Raw genomic sequence first — 20123 nt, forward strand, 5'->3', positions numbered from 1 at the left:
GTGGCGGCGCTGCACAGGTAAGCTATGCTGATATCAAGAACCCAGTCATCGGGTTGCTTAAATTGATACTTCATAACGGAGCGTTTTTACCCCTCAAGGACGAATTTCATTGAGGAGTACAAATAATGTTCAAATCCGCAGCGTGTATTATTTCTGGTCTGGGACTGATCCTGTCCTCTTTTTTTTCTCCGGCTTATTCAGCAACTATAGAAAATGGTGGGGTGATTCATTTTCGTGGCGCGGTGGTCGCTGACCCGTGCGAAGTCACGCCCCGGCATCAGCAGTTTGCGATCTCCTGTCCGGAAAATAACCGTATGAAAACGCATACCATCAGTTATGACGAGGCGCTCCGGGGCCATCATCCTCATTCAGCTCTGGCCGCTGTCAGCATGAAATACCTGAATGAACAGAAAACGCTTGCGGTCGTTCAGGTGGATTACCGCTAACCGACGTTTTTTTCGCGGCAGTTTTTCTCCTTCTCCCTCTGCGATACACTGGTGAAAAAGGCGGGTTGCAGAGGGTGTTTATGAGACCGCAAATCGACGTTATTCATGGCGATATCACGACGGTGCGCGTTGACGTGATCGTCAACGCAGCCAATTCCTCCCTGATGGGGGGGGGCGGGGTGGACGGTGCCATTCACCGGGCCGCAGGCCCTCAGCTCCTTGAAGCATGCAAAACCGTGCGTCAGCAGCAGGGAGAGTGCCCGCCGGGGCATGCTGTTATTACGCTTGCGGGCGATCTCCCGGCCAAAGCGGTGATCCATACCGTTGGACCCGTCTGGCACGGTGGCGACCGCCATGAGGCTGAGATTCTGGAGCAGGCGTATCGTAACTGCCTGCGGCTTGCGGCGGATAACGGGTATAAGACCATGGCGTTCCCCGCCATTAGCACCGGGGTGTTCGGCTATCCAAAGGAAGCGGCAGCTACGATCGCCGTGAATACCGTTTATCACTACCTTTCCCTCAAACCCATGCCGGAAAAAGTCATTTTTGTCTGTTTCGATGAGCACACCGCCGACCTGTATCAGCGGATTTTGACCGCGCGCAGCCAGGCATTTTGATGTCTGAAGTGCAAAAACGGCGCCCTGGAGGCGCCGTTTTGTTATCCCGCTTTAACCTGAGGTTTGCCTGAGAACAGGAAACGCAAAAGCGGGATCCGCAGGTGGATTTCATACAACACGATGGCAATGCCAACCACAAAGACCAGGCCGGTGAAGAAGCCCAGCGCATTCGAGGCGATATGCGGCGTAATGTACGCCCCGAAAAACAGCGTCAGCGGATGGTGAACCAGGTAGATAAACAGCGAAGCATTAACGAAATAGGTGACGCGACTGGATTTAAAATTCAGCAGACGATGGCCAAGGGCGAACACCACGTTCACCATCCACAGGCCCATCAGCATCGTTATAACGCTCTCTGTTTCATACATCCACGCGTCCCCGCTGCCATAGCGCTGATTGAGAAGATAGGCGGCAAAGGCCAGCGCAGCACCCACCGCACACCAGGGGGAGGGGGTGGTAAACAGCGCTTTAAGCCGGGGATGAATAAATGCCAGCGCCCCAATCAGGAAGAAGGGAATGTAGAACAGGGTCTGCATCACCACGAAATTAAACAGCCCATCGCTCAGAATGGGAGGGTAGACAATGAGCAGGGTACGCCTGATGGCGGCATACGCGACCCCCAGCGCAAGAAACAGCAGCGACAGCTTGCCCAGGGTGATGTTGGCGAAGAAGGTCGAGGATGTGGTGCTCGCGCGCTGACGCAGCTGGCTGAAGATCAGCAAACTCACCGTGGTTAGCACCACCAGTACCAGCAGGAACCAGAGGTGGGAAATAAGCTCCCAGACCAGGGTGTTGTATTTCTCATAGAAGGAGAGATTCGGCCAGTTTTCCGCCTTGCCTTTAACATGCTGCAACATGATGAACTGCGGCAGCGTCAGCAGCGGAATGGCCGTCAACATCGGTATGCCCACGCGCTCCACGCGCACTTTCCACCATCGCTTGAGGGGATAGCGCAAGAAGAGCATGTAAGAGAAATAACCGGAAATAACAAAAAACACCTGCATGCGGAAGGCATGGATAAAATCATTAAACAGCGTCAGCCACCAGGAGGGCATCTGGCTGTTCACGTGCCAGGTGTGGCTGGAATAGATCAGTGAAATATGAAAAGGGATCCCCAATAGCATGAGCCATGCGCGGATCGAGTCGAGGAAATATTCACGTTGTACAGGGGTTGTGCTCATATAACTTTGCGCATTCTCAGACTTTTCGCCTTATCCCTAAGGCTCATAATGGTTACATTCGGAGCCAACCCTACACCAAGACCGACACCCTGTCTCCAGGATAAGCACGCAAAGTGAAAAGCGGGTTCTTTCATTTGCTTAATCCATGAGCCAGCGAGCTGAACAAAGCAGTGATAATGTTGTCGGATTGCCTGAGTTTCCATTAAAATGGATCGGATCGATATAAGCACACAAAGGGGGAAGTGCTTACTTATTATGAAACATAAACCACAAATGATGAAAATGCGTTGGTTGGGTGTAGCAGTGCTGTTGTCACTGTATACCTCATCTGCACTGGCCTTTAACATCGATGATGTCGCAAAACAGGCAAAATCGATGGCGGGCAAGAGCTACGAAGCGCCAAAAAGTAACCTGCCCTCCGTTTTCCGCGACATGAAATACGCGGACTATCAGCAGATCCAGTTCAATCACGATAAAGCGTACTGGAACAATATTAAAACCCCGTTCAAGCTTGAATTTTACCACCAGGGTATGTACTTCGACACGCCAGTTGCCATCAATGAAGTGACGGCGACCGCGGTACGCAAAATCAAGTACAGCCCGGATTACTTCAATTTTGGCGATGTGCAACACGATAAAGACACGGTGAAAGACCTCGGCTTCGCAGGCTTCAAGGTGCTTTATCCGATTAACAGCAAAGATAAAAACGATGAAATCGTCAGCATGCTTGGCGCCAGCTACTTCCGCGTGATTGGCGCGGGGCAGGTGTACGGGCTTTCTGCGCGCGGTCTGGCAATTGATACCGCGCTGCCATCAGGTGAAGAATTTCCACGTTTTCGCGAGTTCTGGATCGAACGTCCAAAACCAACCGACAAACGTCTGACAATTTATGCGCTGCTGGACTCCCCTCGTGCGACCGGCGCTTATCGCTTCGTGATCATGCCAGGGCGTGACACGGTGGTTGACGTGCAGTCTAAAGTTTACCTGCGCGATAAAGTGGGCAAACTGGGCGTCGCACCGCTGACCAGTATGTTCCTGTTTGGGCCGAACCAGCCATCTCCGGCGACCAATTTCCGTCCTGAACTGCATGATTCCAATGGCCTCTCCATCCATGCCGGTAACGGCGAGTGGATCTGGCGTCCGCTGAACAACCCGAAACACCTCGCGGTCAGCAGCTTTGCGATGGAAAACCCGCAGGGCTTTGGTCTGCTGCAACGTGGCCGTCAGTTCTCCCGCTTTGAAGATCTGGATGACCGCTACGATCTGCGCCCAAGCGCCTGGGTTACGCCGAAAGGCGACTGGGGTAAAGGTAAGGTTGAGCTGGTTGAAATTCCAACCAACGATGAAACCAACGATAACATCGTGGCGTACTGGACACCGGATCAGCTGCCTGAAGCCGGTAAAGAGATGAACTTCAAGTATGCGATTACCTTCAGCCGTGACGAAGACAAGCTGCACGCACCGGATAACGCGTATGTGATGCAGACGCGTCGTTCAACGGGTGATGTGAAGCAGTCCAACCTGATTCGTCAGCCGGATGGCACGCTGGCATTTATCGTGGACTTCGCCGGGCAGGATATGAAAAAACTGGCGCCGGATACTGCCGTGACGGCACAGGCCAGCATTGGCGATAACGGTGAAATCGTTGAAAACGCCGTGCGGTACAACCCGGTCACCAAAGGGTGGCGTTTGACCCTGCGCGTGAAGGTGAAGGATCCGAAACAGACCACTGAAATGCGCGCCGCGCTGGTCAGTAACGATAAGCCGCTGAGTGAAACCTGGAGCTATCAGCTACCTGCCAATGAATAATACATCTGAATATATTGATGCCATGCCGCTGACGGACATTGAAAAAGCGGCGCTCCCTGCGAGCGACATCCGCGCGGTTCACACCGCGCTTGATGGTGAACATCGTCATTTTTCCCGTGATGATGATACGCCGCTGGGGTCAGTGAAGGCACGTCTGGAGCAGGCATGGCCGGACTCGCTGGCAGAAGGGCAGTTAATCAAGGATGACGAAGGGCGTGACCAGCTACAGGCGATGCCGAAGGCCACGCGTTCCTCCATGTTCCCCGATCCGTGGCGCACCAACCCGGTGGGCCGCTTCTGGGATCGTCTGCGTGGGCGTGACGTGACACCGCGCTATCTGTCACGTCTGACCAAAGAACAGCAGGCCTCCGAGCAGAAATGGCGTACCGTAGGAACGATTCGTCGTTACATTCTGCTGCTGCTGACGCTGGCGCAGACGGTTGTCGCCACCTGGTACATGAAAACCATTCTGCCGTACCAGGGCTGGGCGTTGATTAACCCTGCTGACATGATTGGCCAGGATATCTGGGTCTCCTTCATGCAGCTGCTGCCGTATATTTTACAGAGCGGCATTCTTCTGCTGTTCGCCGTGCTGTTCTGTTGGGTCTCCGCCGGGTTCTGGACGGCGCTGATGGGCTTCCTGCAACTGCTGATGGGGCGTGACAAATACAGCATTTCCGCGTCGACGGTCGGGGATGAACCCCTCAATCCTGAGCACCGTACCGCGCTGATCATGCCTATCTGTAACGAAGACGTTGACCGCGTATTCGCCGGGCTGCGTGCCACCTGGGAGTCCGTGAAGGCGACCGGTAACGCGGCGCATTTCGACGTCTATATCCTGAGCGACAGCTACAACCCGGATATTTGCGTGGCAGAGCAAAAAGCCTGGATGGAGCTGATTGCCGAGGTGCAGGGGGAAGGGCAGATCTTCTACCGCCGTCGTCGTCGTCGTGTTAAGCGTAAGAGCGGGAACATTGATGACTTCTGTCGTCGCTGGGGTAACCAGTACAGCTACATGGTGGTTCTGGATGCGGACTCCGTGATGAGCGGCGACTGCCTGAGCGGGCTGGTCCGTCTGATGGAAGCCAACCCGAACGCGGGTATTATTCAGTCCTCGCCAAAAGCGTCAGGTATGGACACGCTGTATGCGCGCTGCCAGCAGTTTGCGACCCGCGTCTACGGGCCGCTGTTTACTGCCGGTCTGCACTTCTGGCAGCTGGGTGAATCTCACTACTGGGGCCACAACGCCATTATCCGCGTGAAGCCATTCATCGAGCACTGTGCCCTGGCGCCGCTGCCGGGTGAAGGGTCGTTTGCCGGGTCCATTCTGTCGCATGACTTTGTGGAAGCTGCTCTGATGCGTCGTGCAGGGTGGGGCGTCTGGATTGCCTACGATCTGCCTGGCTCGTATGAAGAGCTGCCGCCGAACCTGCTGGATGAGCTCAAACGCGACCGCCGCTGGTGTCACGGTAACCTGATGAACTTCCGCCTGTTCCTGGTGAAAGGGATGCACCCTGTTCACCGTGCGGTGTTCCTGACGGGCGTTATGTCCTATCTGTCTGCGCCGCTGTGGTTTATGTTCCTGGCACTCTCGACCGCGTTGCAGGTTGTGCATGCTCTGACGGAGCCGCAATACTTCCTGCAACCGCGCCAGCTGTTCCCGGTGTGGCCGCAGTGGCGTCCGGAGCTGGCGATTGCGCTGTTCGCGTCGACCATGGTGCTGCTGTTCCTGCCTAAGCTGCTCAGTATCATTCTGATCTGGTGCAAAGGTTCGAAGGAGTACGGTGGTTTCTGCCGCGTGACCCTTTCACTGCTGCTGGAAGTGCTGTTCTCGGTCCTGCTGGCGCCGGTGCGTATGCTGTTCCATACGGTGTTTGTGGTGAGCGCGTTCCTGGGATGGGAAGTGGTGTGGAATTCACCGCAGCGTGACGATGACTCTACGCCGTGGAGTGAGGCCTTTATGCGCCACGGCTCTCAGCTGCTGCTGGGCCTGGTGTGGGCCGTTGGTATGGCCTGGCTGGATCTGCGTTTCCTGTTCTGGCTGGCGCCAATCGTCTTCTCGCTGATCCTGTCGCCGTTTGTGTCGGTGATCTCCAGCCGTTCCACGGTTGGCCTGCGTACCAAACGCTGGAAGCTGTTCCTGATCCCGGAAGAGTATTCTCCGCCGCAGGTGCTGGTGGATACCGATACCTATCTGGAGCAGAACCGCAAACGCACGCTGGATGATGGCTTTATGCACGCCGTGTTTAACCCGTCATTCAACGCGCTGGCAACCGCGATGGCGACGGCGCGTCACCGCGCCAGCCAGGTGCTGGAGATCGCCCGCGATCGCCACGTTGAGCAGGCGCTGAACGAGACGCCAGAAAAGCTTAACCGCGACCGTCGTCTGGTGCTGTTGAGCGATCCGGTGACGATGGCACGGCTTCACTACCGCGTGTGGTCCGCGCCGGAGAGATACTCTTCGTGGGTGAACTACTATAAGGACGTTAAGCTGAATCCGCTGGCACTGAAGGCGAAGTAAGTTGTTAAGTAGGGCGGGTAAGCGAAGCGCCACCCGCCAAATGAAATACCGGCTTAATCGCCGGTATTTTTTAGAGGTCAGACATGAAAGTAATCATTGTCGTCATGATGGCATGCCTGCTCAGCGGCTGCGGCAGCATTATCAGCCGCACCATCCCCGGGCAGGGCCACGGGAATCAATACTACCCCGGCGTACAGTGGGACGTTCGCGATTCTGCATGGCGCTATCTCACCGTACTCGATCTGCCGTTTTCGCTGATTTTCGACACGCTGCTGCTGCCCATTGATGCCAGTCACGGCCCTTACGAGTAACGGGAGCTCATCGCTCGTCCCATTCGTCCGCTGCGGCCTGACCCTCTTCGGTATCCAGCGGCGGTTCGAGCTGAAACTCGCCTTCGTCCCATTCGTGCAGCGTATTTTCTTCCAGCCACTCCTGACGTAACTCAATTTCGTCATAGTCGCCGTCGAATACCGCCTGTGCACCTTCACCACTCAGTATCGGCAGACATTCACCATCTTCACCTTCATCAGCAAAGAATTCGGCCTGCCACATAATATCGCCGTCCTGTAGGACGTATTTTTGGATATTGAGTTGTTGCACGTCAGCATCTTCTTCCTCAATGCCGGGATTATCGGCGAGGAACTCTTCGCGAGCGGCATCAATTGCTTCTTCCAGCGTGGCGTACATGGTCATTGGTGTCTCCCTGTTTTTCGTGAAGGTATTCAGGGAAAGAATAGCTGATTATGTGATTTTGCAAGTATGAATGCGAAAATTAGCCGTCACGATGTTGTCTTATTCGCCCCGGGCGTAGCGCCCGGAATAAGCTGAGCCACGAATAAACGGCGTTGAACAGCACGACGCCTGCCGTCACGATAAAGACCGCCCGGAAACCGAAACTGGCTGAAATCCCCGCACCGACCAGCGGCCCGGTGACGTTACCCAGATCGCGAAACGACTGGTTATAGCTGAAAATACGACCGGCTATCTGGTTGGTGGAATTATAGACCAGCAGCGTCTGCACGGCCGGGAGCAGTGCGCCATCGGCAGCCCCCAGCAGGAAGCGCAGGACGCCGAGCTGCCAGGGAGACTGCACCATCGCCATGGGGATCAGCAGCAGGACGGAGACGATCAGGGCGCAGATCAGGATCTTTTCCGGGCCGATACGGTCTCCCAGCTTGCCGAGCCGCGGCGCGCTCAGTAGCGCCGCCACGCCGGGAACAGAGGCGATCAGGCCGCTGATAAAGGCGATATTGCTGACGTTTCCCGCCAGATCGCGGACATAGAGCGTCAGAATAGGCGCGATTGAACCGGTGGCCACCTGGATAATCATGGTAGTCACAAACAGACTCAGCACCAGCTTTGGGTTTTTCAGCGAGGCCAGCACATCCCGGGCGTGCAGCATCTCTTTTTTGGCTACCGGCGTGAAATTCTCCCGGATACAGATAAGCGTCACCAGGAAGCAGAGGAACAGCACGCTGGCGGTAATGAAGAATACCGGCCGCAGTCCGTAGTGGTCGGCCAGCAGCCCGCCCGCCAGCGGGCCCAGCAGTGCGCCACTTACGCCGCCAGTGGAGAGCGTGCCCAACGCCCAGCCGCTTTTCTGGCGCGGGATTTGGGTGGCGATCAGGGCGTTGGCGTTAGGGATAAATCCCCCGAGCAGACCCAGGAGTGCGCGTAATATCAGGAACTGCCAGACGTTCTGCGCCATCCCCATCAGCAGCATAATGATCGCCATGCCGAGCGCGGAGCGCAGCAGCATAATTTTGCGGCCTTTGCGATCCGCCAGCCCACCCCAGAAAGGCGACGCAATGGCGGAGAACAGGAACGTAATGCTGAACACCAGGCCGGACCACATATTCAGGGCGCTATGTCCGGTGACGCCGAGCTGCTCAACGTAGAGGGGCAGGAAAGGCATCACCAGGCTAAAGGCGGCGCCAGTAAGAAAACAACCCAGCCACGCAACCGTCAGGTTACGTTTCCAGTTTATGGGAGCATCTGTGGGGGACATAACTATCCGCATAATGAGGTGCAGGGCACCGTGACCAGTGAGGTAATAAGCCTGCTAATTATGCGCCCGGGGTATGATTGCCGCAATGACGGGGAGCTTTTAAAGCTAAAACAACATGCGGCCCGGATGGCCGCATGCAGGTTAATAACGTGAAGGGACGCCCTGAGGCCGGGTTTTAAAGCGGCGATGCAGCCACATGTACTGCTCCGGGGCAAGCATAATGCATTTCTCGACAACGCCGTTCATCCAGCGGGCGGTGGTTTCCGCATCAATCAGCGGTGGCGCGAGCTCCGGCTCCAGCATGATGAGCTGATAGCCTGAACCGTCTGGTTTACGGCGCGGTACAAACGGCACGATAGCCGCTTTGGACATTCGCGCCAGCATCCAGGTCCCGGTGGTCGTCGCTGCATCTTCCACCGCAAAGAACGGAACAAACACGCTGGATTGCGGGCCATAGTCATGATCCGGGGCGTACCAGACCACCTCACCTGATTTCAGGGCGCGGATCATCCCTTTCAGGTCTTTTCGGTCGATCATGCTTTTATTGGAGCGCATGCGTCCGTTGGTCTGGATCAAATCGATCACCGGATTATCGTTAGGACGATAAACGCCAATACCGGGCGCCTGCATGCCGAACATGCGTGCGCCAATTTCGAGCGTCAGAAAATGAACGCCAATCAGCAGGACGCCAGTCTGGTTGGCCTGAAGAGTATGCACTGGCTCCATGCCGGTCCCAGCCACTTCCGTCCAGCGCGCCATGCGCTTATCCGACCAGAACCAGGCCATACCGGTCTCCATCAGCCCCATGCCGACAGATTCGAAGTTTTTAACCACCATGTCGTGGCGCTCAGATTCACTCATCTGAGGAAAGCAAAGCTCAAGGTTGCGATACGCGATCCTGGCGCGACGCTTCATAAACTGCTGAGCAATGCGACCCAGCCCTTTACCCATGCGGAAAATGACGGGATAAGGCAGCTGTACAATTAGCCACAACAAGCCAATGCCTGACCATGTTAACCAATAGCGGGGATGCAAAAGCGCGGCAGTAAATTTCGGTAACTGGGTCATGTCTGTCCTGTGTTCTAACGTCCTGAAAGGCTATTGTCTCATTTTTTAAGGCATAGCCAAAATGTCTGTCATCGAAACATGAAAGAATATGCAAATGTTAAGTCTGATTAATCAGATTGACTGAAATGTAGCGTAAATTGTGTGGATGTAAATTGTCTTTGTTTGCTATATCATGCCGACCGATTTTTATTTCTCAACGATTGCAGGACTTGTACACCATGCCAGTGTTACACAACCGCGTTTCGAATGAGATGTTGAAAGCGCGTATGTTGGCCGAAACCGAACCGCGCACAACGATCTCTTTCTATAAGTATTTCACCATCGACGATCCACAGGCGACCCGCGATGCGCTTTACCAGGCTTTCACCGCCCTGAACGTGTTTGGTCGCGTCTATCTGGCGCGTGAGGGGATTAACGCGCAGATCAGCGTGCCGGAAAGCAAGGTCAGCGCCTTCCGCGATCTCCTTTACGGGTTTGATCCGGCGCTTAACGGCTTACGCCTGAATATTGCGTTGGATGATGACGGTAAATCATTCTGGGTGCTGCGCATGAAGGTGCGCGAGCGTATTGTGGCGGATGGCATTGACGATCCGAGCTTCAATGCTGCTAATGTGGGGGAATACCTGAAGGCCGCTGAAGTGAACGCGATGCTCGACGATCCGGATGCGGTGTTCATCGATATGCGTAACCACTACGAATATGAAGTGGGGCACTTCGAAAATGCGATGGAAATTCCTGCCGACACCTTCCGCGAGCAACTGCCGAAAGCGGTTGAGATGATGCAGGAGCATAAAGACAAAAAGATCGTGATGTACTGTACCGGGGGGATCCGCTGTGAAAAAGCCAGCGCCTGGATGAAGCACAACGGGTTTAATAAAGTCTGGCACATTGAGGGTGGGATTATCGAGTATGCCCGCCGCGCCCGTGAGCAGGGTTTACCGGTGCGTTTTATCGGTAAGAACTTTGTGTTTGATGAGCGTATGGGCGAGCGAATTTCAGAGGACGTGATCGCGCACTGTCACCAGTGCGGAACACCGTGCGATACGCATACCAACTGCAAAAACGACGGGTGTCATCTGCTGTTTATTCAGTGCCCTGCATGCGCCGAGAAGTTTAATGGCTGCTGTAGCGAGCTGTGCAGCGAAGAGAGTATGTTGCCTGAAGAAGAGCAACGTCGTCGCCGTGCCGGACGCGAGAACGGGAATAAGATCTTTAATAAATCCCGGGGCCGACTGAATACCAAACTGGGTATTCCGGACCCGGAGTAAAACACTGCCCGGCGGCTCACAAGCCTGCCGGGCCTGTTTTATGACTTCTGCTGAACGCCTTCCACCGAAATAATCAGCTCTACATCCTGCGATGCCGGGCCTAAATCCGTGGTGATATTAAAATCTTTCAGATGAATTTTGCCTGCGGCTTCAAAGCCAGCACGTTTTCCGCCCCATGGATCGTCACCCTGTCCAATTAATTTGGCATCCAGTGTGACAGGTTTTGTTACGCCGTTCAGCGTGAGATTACCGGTAATAGCGAGTTTATCACCGTCTTTCTTCACCTCTGTCGACGCGAAAGTAGCTTGCGGGAATTTGCCCACGTTCAGGAATTCAGCGCTGCGCAGATGTTTATCACGCTCGGCGTGATTAGTGTCGACGCTGTTGGTATTAATGGTGACGTTCACTTTATCGGCAGCAGGGTTTTTCTCGTCGAAAGTAAATGTGCCATCGAAATCATTGAACGTGCCATATAACCAGCTGTAACCCAGATGCTGAATACGGAAATTGACGAAGGCATGCTGGCCCTCTTTATCAATTTTATAGTCGGCGGCCAGGGCCGAACCGGTAGTAAATAACAGCGAACCTAATGCGATACCCAACAGGCGTTTTTTCATTTTATGCTCCAGAGTCAACTGACGAACGGCCAAGCATGCGCTTCAGCGTATCGTCTTTATCAATAAAGTGGTGTTTCAGGGCCGCAAGGCCATGCAGGACAGACAGGATCACTACGCTCCATGCCAGCCACAAATGAACCACACCTGCGGTGTCAGCCTGTGAACCGGCGTCAGCCAGCGTGGCTGGGACATCAAAAAGCCCAAATACGCTGATCGGTTTGCCGTCTGCGGTCGAAATGAGATAGCCGCTGATCAGAATGGCGAACAGCAGGGCATAGAGTGCGATATGCGCGCCAACAGCGCTTATGCGGGTAAGTCGGCCATGGCTTTTGGGCGCAGGAGGGGGCGGAGAGATATGTCGCCAGATCACGCGAAAAACCAGACCCATCATCAGCAGAACCCCAATGCTTTTGTGCAATTCGGGGGCCTGATGATACCAACCGTCATAATAGCTTAATGTCACCATCCAGAGGCCGAGACCAAACATGGCATAGACGGCAATTGCAAATAGCCAGTGTAAACACATGGATATTATTCCGTAGCGACGGGAGGAGTTACGCCATAGCATATGAATTTCCGTTCTCAAATGACTGAGCAATAAAAATGGACGGGTTAAATAAATAATGCAACTGAAAAAAATGAATAATGTATTTTATTTAATTTATTTCAGCGAATTTGAATGTGTTTCCGCAATGTATTTCAATCGCTTCGTTCAATAAATTTGAGGCGACGTTTTTTAAAAATATAAGTTAAATAAATTTAAAGGAGTGTCAATAAACGTCAGCGAGAACGTTCAGAAGAATACAATATAGATAACGTCAATGATCGCCAGTAGCGACCAAAGAACAATGTAGAGCATGAAATGCTCGCGGATGTTATTGATAAGGTAATTCACCAGTCTGCGCATCATGCCCCTCTCGCTAAACAGGCCCCGGTTACTCGGAGCCTGAAGAGGTATTATCGATCAAAGCGCGAGAGCGCGAAGGGCTTGAGATCAAACGAAGGCGCTATCCCCTGAGCAAACTGGGCGGCGATTTCACCTAACACAGAGGCAAATTTAAACCCGTGACCGCTGAGCCCGGTTACGAGCAGGGTGTTGTCGTGCCCCGGCAGGGTGTCGATGATAAAGTCTTCATCCGGGGTGTTGTCGTAGGTGCACGCTGCGCCGTAAAGCAACCCGCCTACACCCGGCAGGATATTACGCAGAAACGTGAAGGCTTCGGAACCATCCTGCGGATAAGCGCCGTACGGTTTGCGTTCTTCCGCAGAGGAAATTACCTGCCCGCCGTTATGTTTGCCAATCTTGAGCGCGTCTTTTTCCGAGGGGAAACCGTAGAACTGGTCGCCATTAGGTAACTCGCCTGTAAACGCCGGGAATTTGTTCTGACTGCTGTAACGCCCGTCAGACTGGAACCAGGAGAAGACTTTGCGCACCGGCTGGATGGGCAGGTCCGGCAGCAGTTTCGTCACCCACGTTCCCGCACTCACCAGCAGACGCGTGGCGGTATATTCACCTTCAGAGGTGGTGACGGTTGAACCCTCTGCATGGTGGGTGATGCCCGTGACCGGACAGTTGAACAACTGCGCGCAGCCCGCTTTGGCGGCGAGATCAATCCAGGTCTTAATGGCCGTTTCGCTGTGCAGTACGCCAGAGTTGGCTTCAAACAACCCAATGTAGTCTTCAGGGACAGAAATTTCCGGCCAGCGCGCCATGATGCCGTTCGCATCCAGACGCTCGACGTCCAGGCGGTAGGCTTTCGCGCTCTCCTCGACGGTCGCCAGAAACGTGGAGCTGGCTGGCCCCAGGTTAACGACCCCGGTGCGCTCAAAAATGCGTTCTTCGGTGAGGGCGGCCAGCTCATCCCACAGCGTCTGAGCCCGAAGCACCAGCGGTACATAGCGCTCACCTTCGCCATAAGCGTGACGGATCAGACGGGTATCGCCGTGATGGCTTCCTTCAGAGTGGGGAGGACGATGGGCGTCAATCATCAGCACATTCAGACCCGCCTGCGTGGCGTAATAACCGGCGGCAGATCCTACGGAGCCGCTTCCGATAATGATCAAATCGTATTTCATAGGCTTCTCTTTACTAACGCTTTGTTAGCAGAGTAATTAACTATGTAGGCTTATACAAGAACGAAATAAATAAGGCACCGCGAGGGTGCCTGTTGAGTGAAGAGGCGTAAGATTAATGCCGTTTATACTCATTTTCCTGGTAGTCGCCAGATTCTATTTTTGCGATGCCTGCTTCCAAAATAGAGATAAACTGACGGGCGACGTCTGTTGTAAGCCACAGCGTCTGTCCAACTTCCGCTTCATCACGGTTTAGCTGATTTGGGGTCTGGTAGTGCAAACGCAGCATCAGCGCATCGTAGCTGTCTACGGTGCTGATATCCCAGCCAACAAGCGGATGGGTCTGGATCACTTCACTATTCTTTTCCATTATAACCCCCTTAATGCGTGTTAGAAGACAACGACTTTGAGGTTCAATGCATGTTTTTCTGAAAGCAATTTCAGTATATCAATTAATAAGGGTTCAGCAGGAAAAAATAAACGGGTAGCAACACATTTTTCTGCTTTTTAGGATTGTTCGAACAATAAAACGCCATCTTGTTCACGATTTTCTAAGAAGATGCTGAAATATTTTGAACTTTCAGGAGACGAAACGAAAAAAAGCCGGGGCGACCCGGCAAAAAACACAATGAGGGAGCAAATTTTAATCAGTGATGAACCAGTCGTCGGCGCTTTCCCATGTTTCCTGCAAAATTTCGCTGATGCGTTCTTTGTCTTCTTTCGCACCGCCGATGACGGAAAGATGGTTTGCTGTCGCATAACGTACCGTTACGGCGCCATCGTTTTCAGGAAAAGTGCTGTTAATACGTCGGGATAGTTCACCCGCCAGAGCGTCGAGTGCGCCAGCAGGCAGGACGGTGGATTTGGCAATGGTGACTTCAATACGCATAAATGCCCCCTGTGTAATATACTGTTTATTTATACAGTTATATTGTCGGTTTGACAACAGGGGGCGACAGTTTTTTAGCGTTTTACCGTCCAGTTTACGGTTTCACCGGCCAGGAAGGGGATCAGCGTATCGTCGGTGAGCGCAATCGACGCTTCAACCTGGCTTTCTTTGCGCTCCAGCTCAATGAACGTGTCATTGATCGGCAGACCGTAGAAACGCGGGCCGTTAAGGGAGCAGAAGGCTTCGAAATGGTCTAACGCATTCATCTCTTCAAACACGGTTGCGTAACTTGCCAGGGCGGTCGGGGCGTTAAAGCAGCCTGCACAGCCGCAACTCGCCTCTTTACGGTGACGGGCATGCGGGGCGGAATCCGTGCCGAGGAACGCGCGCGGGAAGCCGCTAGCGACCAGCTCACGTAGCGCCTGCTGGTGGATGTTGCGCTTGAGGATCGGCAGACAATACAGATGTGGGCGAACGCCGCCCACCAGCATGTGGTTACGGTTAAACATCAGGTGCTGCGGGGTGATGGTGGCGGCAATCAGCTCGTTTCCATCCCGGACATACTCTGCGGCATCTTTAGTCGTAATGTGTTCAAACACCACTTTCAGCCCCGGAAGACGCTGGCGCAGCGGCTCCATGACCGTTTCGATAAAACGTGCTTCGCGATCGAAAATATCAATGTCAGCGTGGGTCACTTCCCCGTGCACCAGCAGCGGCATGCCCAGTTTTTGCATACGCTCCAGAACGGGCATGATGGCGTCGATACTGGTCACCCCATGGCTGGAGTTGGTGGTGGCATTCGCCGGGTAGAGCTTCGCGGCGGTGAACACACCTTCGTTAAACCCGCGCTCAACCTCATTGGGATCCAGCGAGTCCGTCAGGTAGCAGGTCATCAACGGGGTAAAATCGTGCCCGGCCGGAACGGCGTCAAGGATACGCTGGCGATAGGCAATCGCGGCCTCGACGGTAGTGACTGGCGGAACCAGGTTAGGCATAACAATCGCACGGCCATAAATTTCGCTGGTATACGGCACGACGGTTTTCAGCATGTCGCCATCACGAAGATGGATATGCCAGTCGTCTGGGCGGCGGATTTTGAGAACCTGGGATTGTACAGTCATGGAAGCTCCGGCTTGAAAGAGATCAGTCATAAGATGGCTGTTTTTGCCGGACACAAATCATAAGCGGAAACGTTTTCGTTTGCACACTATTCCGTTAAAAAAAACGGGCGCCTGAGCGCCCGGAGTATTTAGTCGGTGAAAGGGATGATGATTTCACCCGGTTTCACCTCTATCCCTTTGGCATATTTTTTCGCCAGAGATTCACCTTTGCTTTTGTCTTCGCTCAGAACATAGGCAGGTTGTTGGTTAAAGTAGTTCTGCAACGACTGGTTGAGATACGGCATCAGCGTTTGCAGCACCGGTTTCATTTTATCCGGCGTTACAACCGCATCGACGATTTCCATCTCTTGCAGGAAAATTGCCCCTTTCTCTTTATTAAAGACCGGCAGCGCCTTGAGCTTCAGCTTGATATCCGCTTTCTGATTGCCGAAGAGCGAGGTCATATCGAGGCTGGCATCGCCGGAAAGGGTGACTTTGTTAGGCTCCTCGCGACCAATCTGGCTGGCGAGATTCGTCAGGACGATATGCGCATCCGCAAGGCCGGGCACGCCGATATCTTTTGAAAAGTTATTATGTTTTTCCAGCGCCTGATTAATTTCCTGCTCACTGACGGTGTACTGCGTAAGCTGGTTACATCCCACCAGCAGACCACTGACAATTAACGCAGCGGCAATAACGATCTTTTTCATGGCGTTCCTCAACATAAAATCGGCGCATCTGTCCTGATACGCCAGTATGTCAGGGTGATCCTACAGAAACCAGCAGAAAAAACTGATAATGTAAGAGGTCAGGCGCCAGGCTCCAGCATCCCGCGGGTGCTGCGTTTATCACTGAACTGCCACCAGAGGGCAATCAGCGTCATAAAGCCGACCATGCCGAGCATGACCCACGGCAGCTCCGGCTGATGGAGCGCTTTTCCGGCATCAAACAGCCAGCCGCCACCGGTGTAACCCAGCGCGCCGCCAAGCGCCAGCCCGAGACGGCTGAAGCCCATGTAGCTGCCCCGGGCCCGGGCGTCGGCAAGTGACGCGCTCAGCGTTTCACGGGCTGGCTCGGCAATGATTGAGCCAATATAGAAGGTGCAGATCAGCATAAACAGTTGCTGAAGCGAACTTACCAGACCGATGGGCATCATGCTCAGCGTCATCAGCAACAGCCCGGCCATCAGACGGTGCTCAAGCCGGAAACGGCGCTCGCTCCAGCGGGCAATTGGATAGAGCAGAGTCAGTGAGAGGCAGGCCTCAATGGCATACATCCATTTCACCGCTGCCGGCGTGCCGGCAATATCGTTAACCATAATGGGCAGCATCAGCATGACCTGCACGGCGAGCATGTAGTAGCCGGTCAGGGTTAACACATAGGTGACGAAGCGTTTATCGCTTAGCACACGGTCAAGCCCTTCCCGCACAGGCGCTTTCACCGTCGACAGCTTCCATGCGGGCAGAAACAGACCGTTAAACAGCGCGCAGAGAATAAACAACACCGCACCGGTGGCGCAAACCAGGCGGAAATCGTATTGCAGCAGCCAGCTTCCCAGCAGGGCGCCCACCACCGCGCCTGCGCTGTCCTGCATCATCAAAATCGAGAAGAAGCGCCCCCGATGTTGCGGACGGATAAGCTTAACCACCAGCGCGGTACGCGGTGGGTCGAAAAGGGTGCCGCCAATCCCGGAAAGGAAACAGGAGAACCACAGCAGCCAGGGTTCATGAGCGATTGCCATGGTGGCGAATCCCGCCGCACGTAACAGCATGCCGGTGACGATCATCGGTTTTGCACCGAAGCGGTCAGCTATTGCGCCGCCAAACACGCCCAGACCCTGTTGTACAAACTGGCGTAGACCCAGCGCGATCCCGACCATCAATGCCGCCCAGCCCATTTGATCGACAAAACGAATTGATATAAGCGGAAAAACGACAAAAAAGCCGAGCACGACCAGCATGTTATCGACGAGCAGGAAATATTTACCCAGGCTCCTGGCCTGTGATACGCGGGACATTTTCCCTCCAGGGAAAATAAAAGGTGAGCACGCTAACATTCTGCGGTGTCGCCGCGCTTTTTCCCATACCCGCTGGCGACAATATTTTTTTATCAAAAAGGTGCTTTGATAGAGAGTTCTCATCGAAAAATGTGAAAAGCGATCAAAATGGTATGTCACTGTTTTCACAGAAGGCGCAGGCACAGGTATAGTAAAGCTAACAGGCAGAGCAGAAGCGACGGGAAGGAGTGGTAACGATGTTTGGCTATCGCAGTAATGTGCCAAAAGTGCGTCTGACGACGGACAGGCTGGTCGTTCGTCTGGTGCATGAGCGTGATGCCTGGCGTCTGGCGGATTATTACGCCGAGAATCGCCAGTTTTTAAAACCCTGGGAACCCGTTCGGGACGAGAGCCACTGCTACCCCTCTGGCTGGCAGGCGCGCCTCAGTATGATTGCGGAATTTCATAAACAGGGAAGTGCGTTTTATTTCGCGCTTCTCGATCCGGAAGAGAAAGAGATCGTTGGCATTGCCAATTTTTCAAACGTGGTACGCGGGTCGTTTCACGCCTGCTATCTCGGGTATTCCATCGGCCAGAAATGGCAGGGACAGGGGCTCATGTTTGAGGCGCTGACGGCGGCGATTCGCTACATGCAGCGCACGCAACATATCCATCGCATTATGGCTAACTACATGCCGCACAATAAGCGCAGCGGCGATCTGCTGGCCCGCCTGGGGTTTGAGAAAGAAGGCTATGCCAAAGATTATCTGCTGATTGACGGCGAGTGGCGGGACCATGTGCTCACCGCGCTCACCACGCAGGAGTGGACCGCGGGTCGTTAAGGAGAAAAGATGAAATATCAGTTAAATGGCGCCGAAGCGCGCGTGATCGGCTGCCTTCTGGAAAAGCAGGTCACCACGCCGGAACAGTATCCTCTGTCCGTGAATGCCGTCACGATGGCCTGCAACCAGAAGACGAACCGTGAGCCGGTGATGAACCTTGGCGAGCACGAGGTGCAGGATATCCTTGATGAGCTGGTGAAGCGCCACTACCTGCGCACCGTCAGCGGCTTCGGTAACCGCGTCACTAAATATGAACAGCGCTTTTGTAATTCTGAATTTGGCGATTTAAAACTCAGCGCTGCGGAAGTGGCCGTTATCACCACGTTGCTGCTGCGCGGGGCGCAGACGCCGGGGGAACTGCGCACACGCGCCTCCCGCATGCATGAGTTTCAGGATATGCAGGACGTTGAACAGACGCTGGAGAGATTAGCCTCACGCGAGGACGGTCCCTACGTGGTGCGTCTGCCCCGCGAACCGGGCAAGCGTGAAAGCCGCTACATGCACCTGTTTAGCGGCGACGTGGAGCCCTCTGCGCTGGCCGTCGTATCCGACACGCCAGCATCAAACGAAAGCCTGACCGCGCGCGTGGCAGCCCTGGAAGACGAGGTTGCCGGGCTGAAGCAGCGTCTGGATGCGTTACTCGCACATCTGGGAGATTAATCGTGACAACCTTACGCATTGGTGTTGTGGGGCTGGGAGGGATTGCGCAAAAAGCCTGGCTGCCCGTTTTAGGCGCCGCGTCAGACTGGACGCTGCAAGGGGCGTGGTCGCCCACCCGCGAGAAAGCAGAGCGCATCTGCAAAACCTGGCGCATCCCTTATGCCGGTTCGCTACAGGATTTAGCCCGTGAATGTGATGCGGTATTTGTGCATACCTCAACCGCGACGCACTACCAGGTGGTGAGCGAGTTGCTGAATGCAGGCGTTCACGTCTGCGTGGATAAACCCCTGGCGGAAAATGTACAGGATGCTGAGCGACTGATTGAGCTGGCCGCGCGTAAAAAGCTGACGCTGATGGTCGGCTTCAACCGCCGTTTTGCGCCCCTCTATCAGCAGCTTAAAGCGCAGTCCGGCTCGTTCGCCTCTCTGCGTATGGATAAGCACCGTACCGACAGCGTGGGGCCGAACGATCTGCGCTTCACGCTGCTGGATGATTATCTCCACGTCGTGGATACGGCCCTGTGGCTGAGTAACGGAAAAGCCCAGCTGCAAAGCGGCACGCTGTTGACCAGCGAGCAGGGTGAGATGGTTTACGCCGAACATCATTTTGCCGTTGAGCATTTGCAGGTGACGACCAGCATGCATCGTCGGGCGGGCAGCCAGCGCGAGTCCGTGCAGGCCGTTACGGATGGCGCGCTGTATGACGTCACCGATATGCGAGAGTGGCGGGAAGAGAAGGGCAATGGCGTGGTTGCGTTACCCGTTCCCGGCTGGCAGAGCACCCTGGAACAGCGTGGCTTTGTGGGCTGCGCGCGTCACTTCATCACCTGCGTGCAGAATCAGACGGTTCCTGAAACGTCCGGGGAGCAGGCCATTCTGGCGCAGCGCATCGTGGAACGACTCTGGCGCGAAGCCATGTCGGAATAACTCGCTGTAACATCTGCCGATAGTAATTCGTTGAAATCCGGTTAGACTAAGCGCCGCTTGTTGGCTTTGCCGGGTGGCGCTTTCGCTTATCCGTCCTGGAAA

At 54.4% G+C, this 20123-nt stretch carries 22 protein-coding genes; 9 read left to right on the forward strand and 13 right to left on the reverse strand.

The window, feature by feature from the left end:
* Positions 1–125: 125 nt before the first annotated feature.
* Both DD597_RS02545 and ymdB read left to right on the forward strand, forming a co-directional pair.
* Positions 126–446, forward strand: coding sequence for a type 1 fimbrial protein (locus DD597_RS02545; RefSeq protein WP_003858038.1), 321 nt, complete (start codon positions 126–128; stop codon positions 444–446).
* A gap of 80 nt (positions 447–526) precedes the next feature.
* Positions 527–1063, forward strand: a complete 537-nt coding sequence (ymdB, locus tag DD597_RS02550; protein WP_023324442.1) for an O-acetyl-ADP-ribose deacetylase — start codon at positions 527–529, stop codon at positions 1061–1063.
* A 41-nt stretch (positions 1064–1104) separates the two neighbouring features.
* On the opposite strand, the gene mdoC is transcribed toward ymdB, so the two are convergent.
* The gene (gene mdoC, locus DD597_RS02555) at positions 1105–2244 is read right to left on the reverse strand and encodes a glucans biosynthesis protein MdoC (protein WP_023315799.1); all 1140 of its coding nucleotides are present in this window, start codon (positions 2242–2244) and stop codon (positions 1105–1107) included.
* A gap of 255 nt (positions 2245–2499) precedes the next feature.
* Between mdoC and mdoG the strand changes: the two genes are divergently transcribed.
* From mdoG to DD597_RS02575, 3 genes are all read left to right on the forward strand, one after another.
* Positions 2500–4053: a glucans biosynthesis protein MdoG gene (gene mdoG / locus DD597_RS02565; protein WP_032608994.1), complete on the forward strand. Its 1554-nt coding sequence runs from the start codon at positions 2500–2502 to the stop codon at positions 4051–4053.
* On the forward strand, positions 4046–6574 hold the full coding sequence (mdoH, locus tag DD597_RS02570; RefSeq protein WP_015570846.1) for a glucans biosynthesis glucosyltransferase MdoH: 2529 nt from the start codon (positions 4046–4048) through the stop codon (positions 6572–6574). Before mdoG ends, mdoH begins: the two co-directional genes overlap by 8 nt.
* A gap of 83 nt (positions 6575–6657) precedes the next feature.
* Positions 6658–6885, forward strand: coding sequence for a YceK/YidQ family lipoprotein (locus DD597_RS02575; protein ID WP_003858030.1), 228 nt, complete (start codon positions 6658–6660; stop codon positions 6883–6885).
* Positions 6886–6892: 7 nt separating this feature from the next.
* Here DD597_RS02575 and DD597_RS02580 read toward each other — a convergent pair whose 3' ends face one another.
* The 3 genes from DD597_RS02580 to DD597_RS02590 all read right to left on the reverse strand — a co-directional run bounded on the left by DD597_RS02580 (position 6893) and on the right by DD597_RS02590 (position 9650).
* A complete protein-coding gene (locus tag DD597_RS02580) occupies positions 6893–7267 on the reverse strand; it encodes a MysB family protein (RefSeq protein WP_003858026.1) in 375 nt (124 codons plus the stop codon).
* 79 nt (positions 7268–7346) lie between these two features.
* Complete coding sequence (gene mdtG, locus DD597_RS02585; protein WP_129255924.1) at positions 7347–8582, reverse strand: multidrug efflux MFS transporter MdtG; 1236 nt, start codon at positions 8580–8582, stop codon at positions 7347–7349.
* A gap of 141 nt (positions 8583–8723) precedes the next feature.
* Positions 8724–9650 (reverse strand): Kdo(2)-lipid IV(A) acyltransferase, encoded by a 927-nt coding sequence (locus DD597_RS02590; protein ID WP_003858019.1) that lies wholly within the window; start codon positions 9648–9650, stop codon positions 8724–8726.
* 218 nt (positions 9651–9868) lie between these two features.
* Here DD597_RS02590 and DD597_RS02595 point away from each other — a divergent pair, with 218 nt between their 5' ends.
* Complete coding sequence (locus DD597_RS02595; protein ID WP_003858018.1) at positions 9869–10918, forward strand: rhodanese-related sulfurtransferase; 1050 nt, start codon at positions 9869–9871, stop codon at positions 10916–10918.
* A 38-nt stretch (positions 10919–10956) separates the two neighbouring features.
* On the opposite strand, the gene DD597_RS02600 is transcribed toward DD597_RS02595, so the two are convergent.
* The 9 genes from DD597_RS02600 to mdtH form a co-directional block, all read right to left on the reverse strand.
* Positions 10957–11535 (reverse strand): YceI family protein, encoded by a 579-nt coding sequence (locus DD597_RS02600; RefSeq protein ID WP_022650779.1) that lies wholly within the window; start codon positions 11533–11535, stop codon positions 10957–10959.
* A gap of 1 nt (position 11536) precedes the next feature.
* Positions 11537–12103: a cytochrome b gene (locus tag DD597_RS02605; protein ID WP_129255925.1), complete on the reverse strand. Its 567-nt coding sequence runs from the start codon at positions 12101–12103 to the stop codon at positions 11537–11539.
* A 225-nt stretch (positions 12104–12328) separates the two neighbouring features.
* Positions 12329–12442, reverse strand: coding sequence for a YceO family protein (locus DD597_RS02610; RefSeq protein WP_003858014.1), 114 nt, complete (start codon positions 12440–12442; stop codon positions 12329–12331).
* Positions 12443–12492: 50 nt separating this feature from the next.
* Entirely contained in the window at positions 12493–13611 is a 1119-nt protein-coding gene (solA, locus tag DD597_RS02615; RefSeq protein WP_003858013.1) for an N-methyl-L-tryptophan oxidase, read from the reverse strand.
* A 112-nt stretch (positions 13612–13723) separates the two neighbouring features.
* Positions 13724–13978: a biofilm formation regulator BssS gene (gene bssS, locus DD597_RS02620; protein ID WP_003858012.1), complete on the reverse strand. Its 255-nt coding sequence runs from the start codon at positions 13976–13978 to the stop codon at positions 13724–13726.
* Between the two features lie 273 nt (positions 13979–14251).
* On the reverse strand, positions 14252–14497 hold the full coding sequence (gene dinI / locus DD597_RS02625; RefSeq protein ID WP_003858011.1) for a DNA damage-inducible protein I: 246 nt from the start codon (positions 14495–14497) through the stop codon (positions 14252–14254).
* A 74-nt stretch (positions 14498–14571) separates the two neighbouring features.
* Positions 14572–15618: a dihydroorotase gene (pyrC, locus tag DD597_RS02630; RefSeq protein WP_023315804.1), complete on the reverse strand. Its 1047-nt coding sequence runs from the start codon at positions 15616–15618 to the stop codon at positions 14572–14574.
* A gap of 128 nt (positions 15619–15746) precedes the next feature.
* Positions 15747–16307, reverse strand: a complete 561-nt coding sequence (locus DD597_RS02635) for a lipoprotein (protein ID WP_023305855.1) — start codon at positions 16305–16307, stop codon at positions 15747–15749.
* A 98-nt stretch (positions 16308–16405) separates the two neighbouring features.
* Positions 16406–17614 carry a multidrug efflux MFS transporter MdtH gene (mdtH, locus tag DD597_RS02640; protein ID WP_003858008.1) on the reverse strand — a complete coding sequence of 403 codons (1209 nt, stop codon included), beginning with the start codon at positions 17612–17614 and terminating at the stop codon, positions 16406–16408.
* Between the two features lie 236 nt (positions 17615–17850).
* On the opposite strand from mdtH, the gene rimJ reads away from it, so the two are divergent.
* The 3 genes from rimJ to DD597_RS02655 are packed head-to-tail and all read left to right on the forward strand — an operon-like array spanning position 17851 to position 20021.
* Positions 17851–18435 (forward strand): ribosomal protein S5-alanine N-acetyltransferase, encoded by a 585-nt coding sequence (rimJ, locus tag DD597_RS02645; protein WP_003858007.1) that lies wholly within the window; start codon positions 17851–17853, stop codon positions 18433–18435.
* A 9-nt stretch (positions 18436–18444) separates the two neighbouring features.
* The gene (locus tag DD597_RS02650) at positions 18445–19095 is read left to right on the forward strand and encodes a YceH family protein (RefSeq protein WP_129255926.1); all 651 of its coding nucleotides are present in this window, start codon (positions 18445–18447) and stop codon (positions 19093–19095) included.
* Positions 19096–19097: 2 nt separating this feature from the next.
* Positions 19098–20021, forward strand: coding sequence for a Gfo/Idh/MocA family protein (locus DD597_RS02655; protein WP_023315806.1), 924 nt, complete (start codon positions 19098–19100; stop codon positions 20019–20021).
* The last annotated feature ends 102 nt before the right edge of the window (positions 20022–20123 follow it).

This window comes from Enterobacter cloacae complex sp. 677-3DZ2D5B, assembly GCF_004136695.1.
Lineage (GTDB): Bacteria > Pseudomonadota > Gammaproteobacteria > Enterobacterales > Enterobacteriaceae > Enterobacter > Enterobacter hormaechei_C.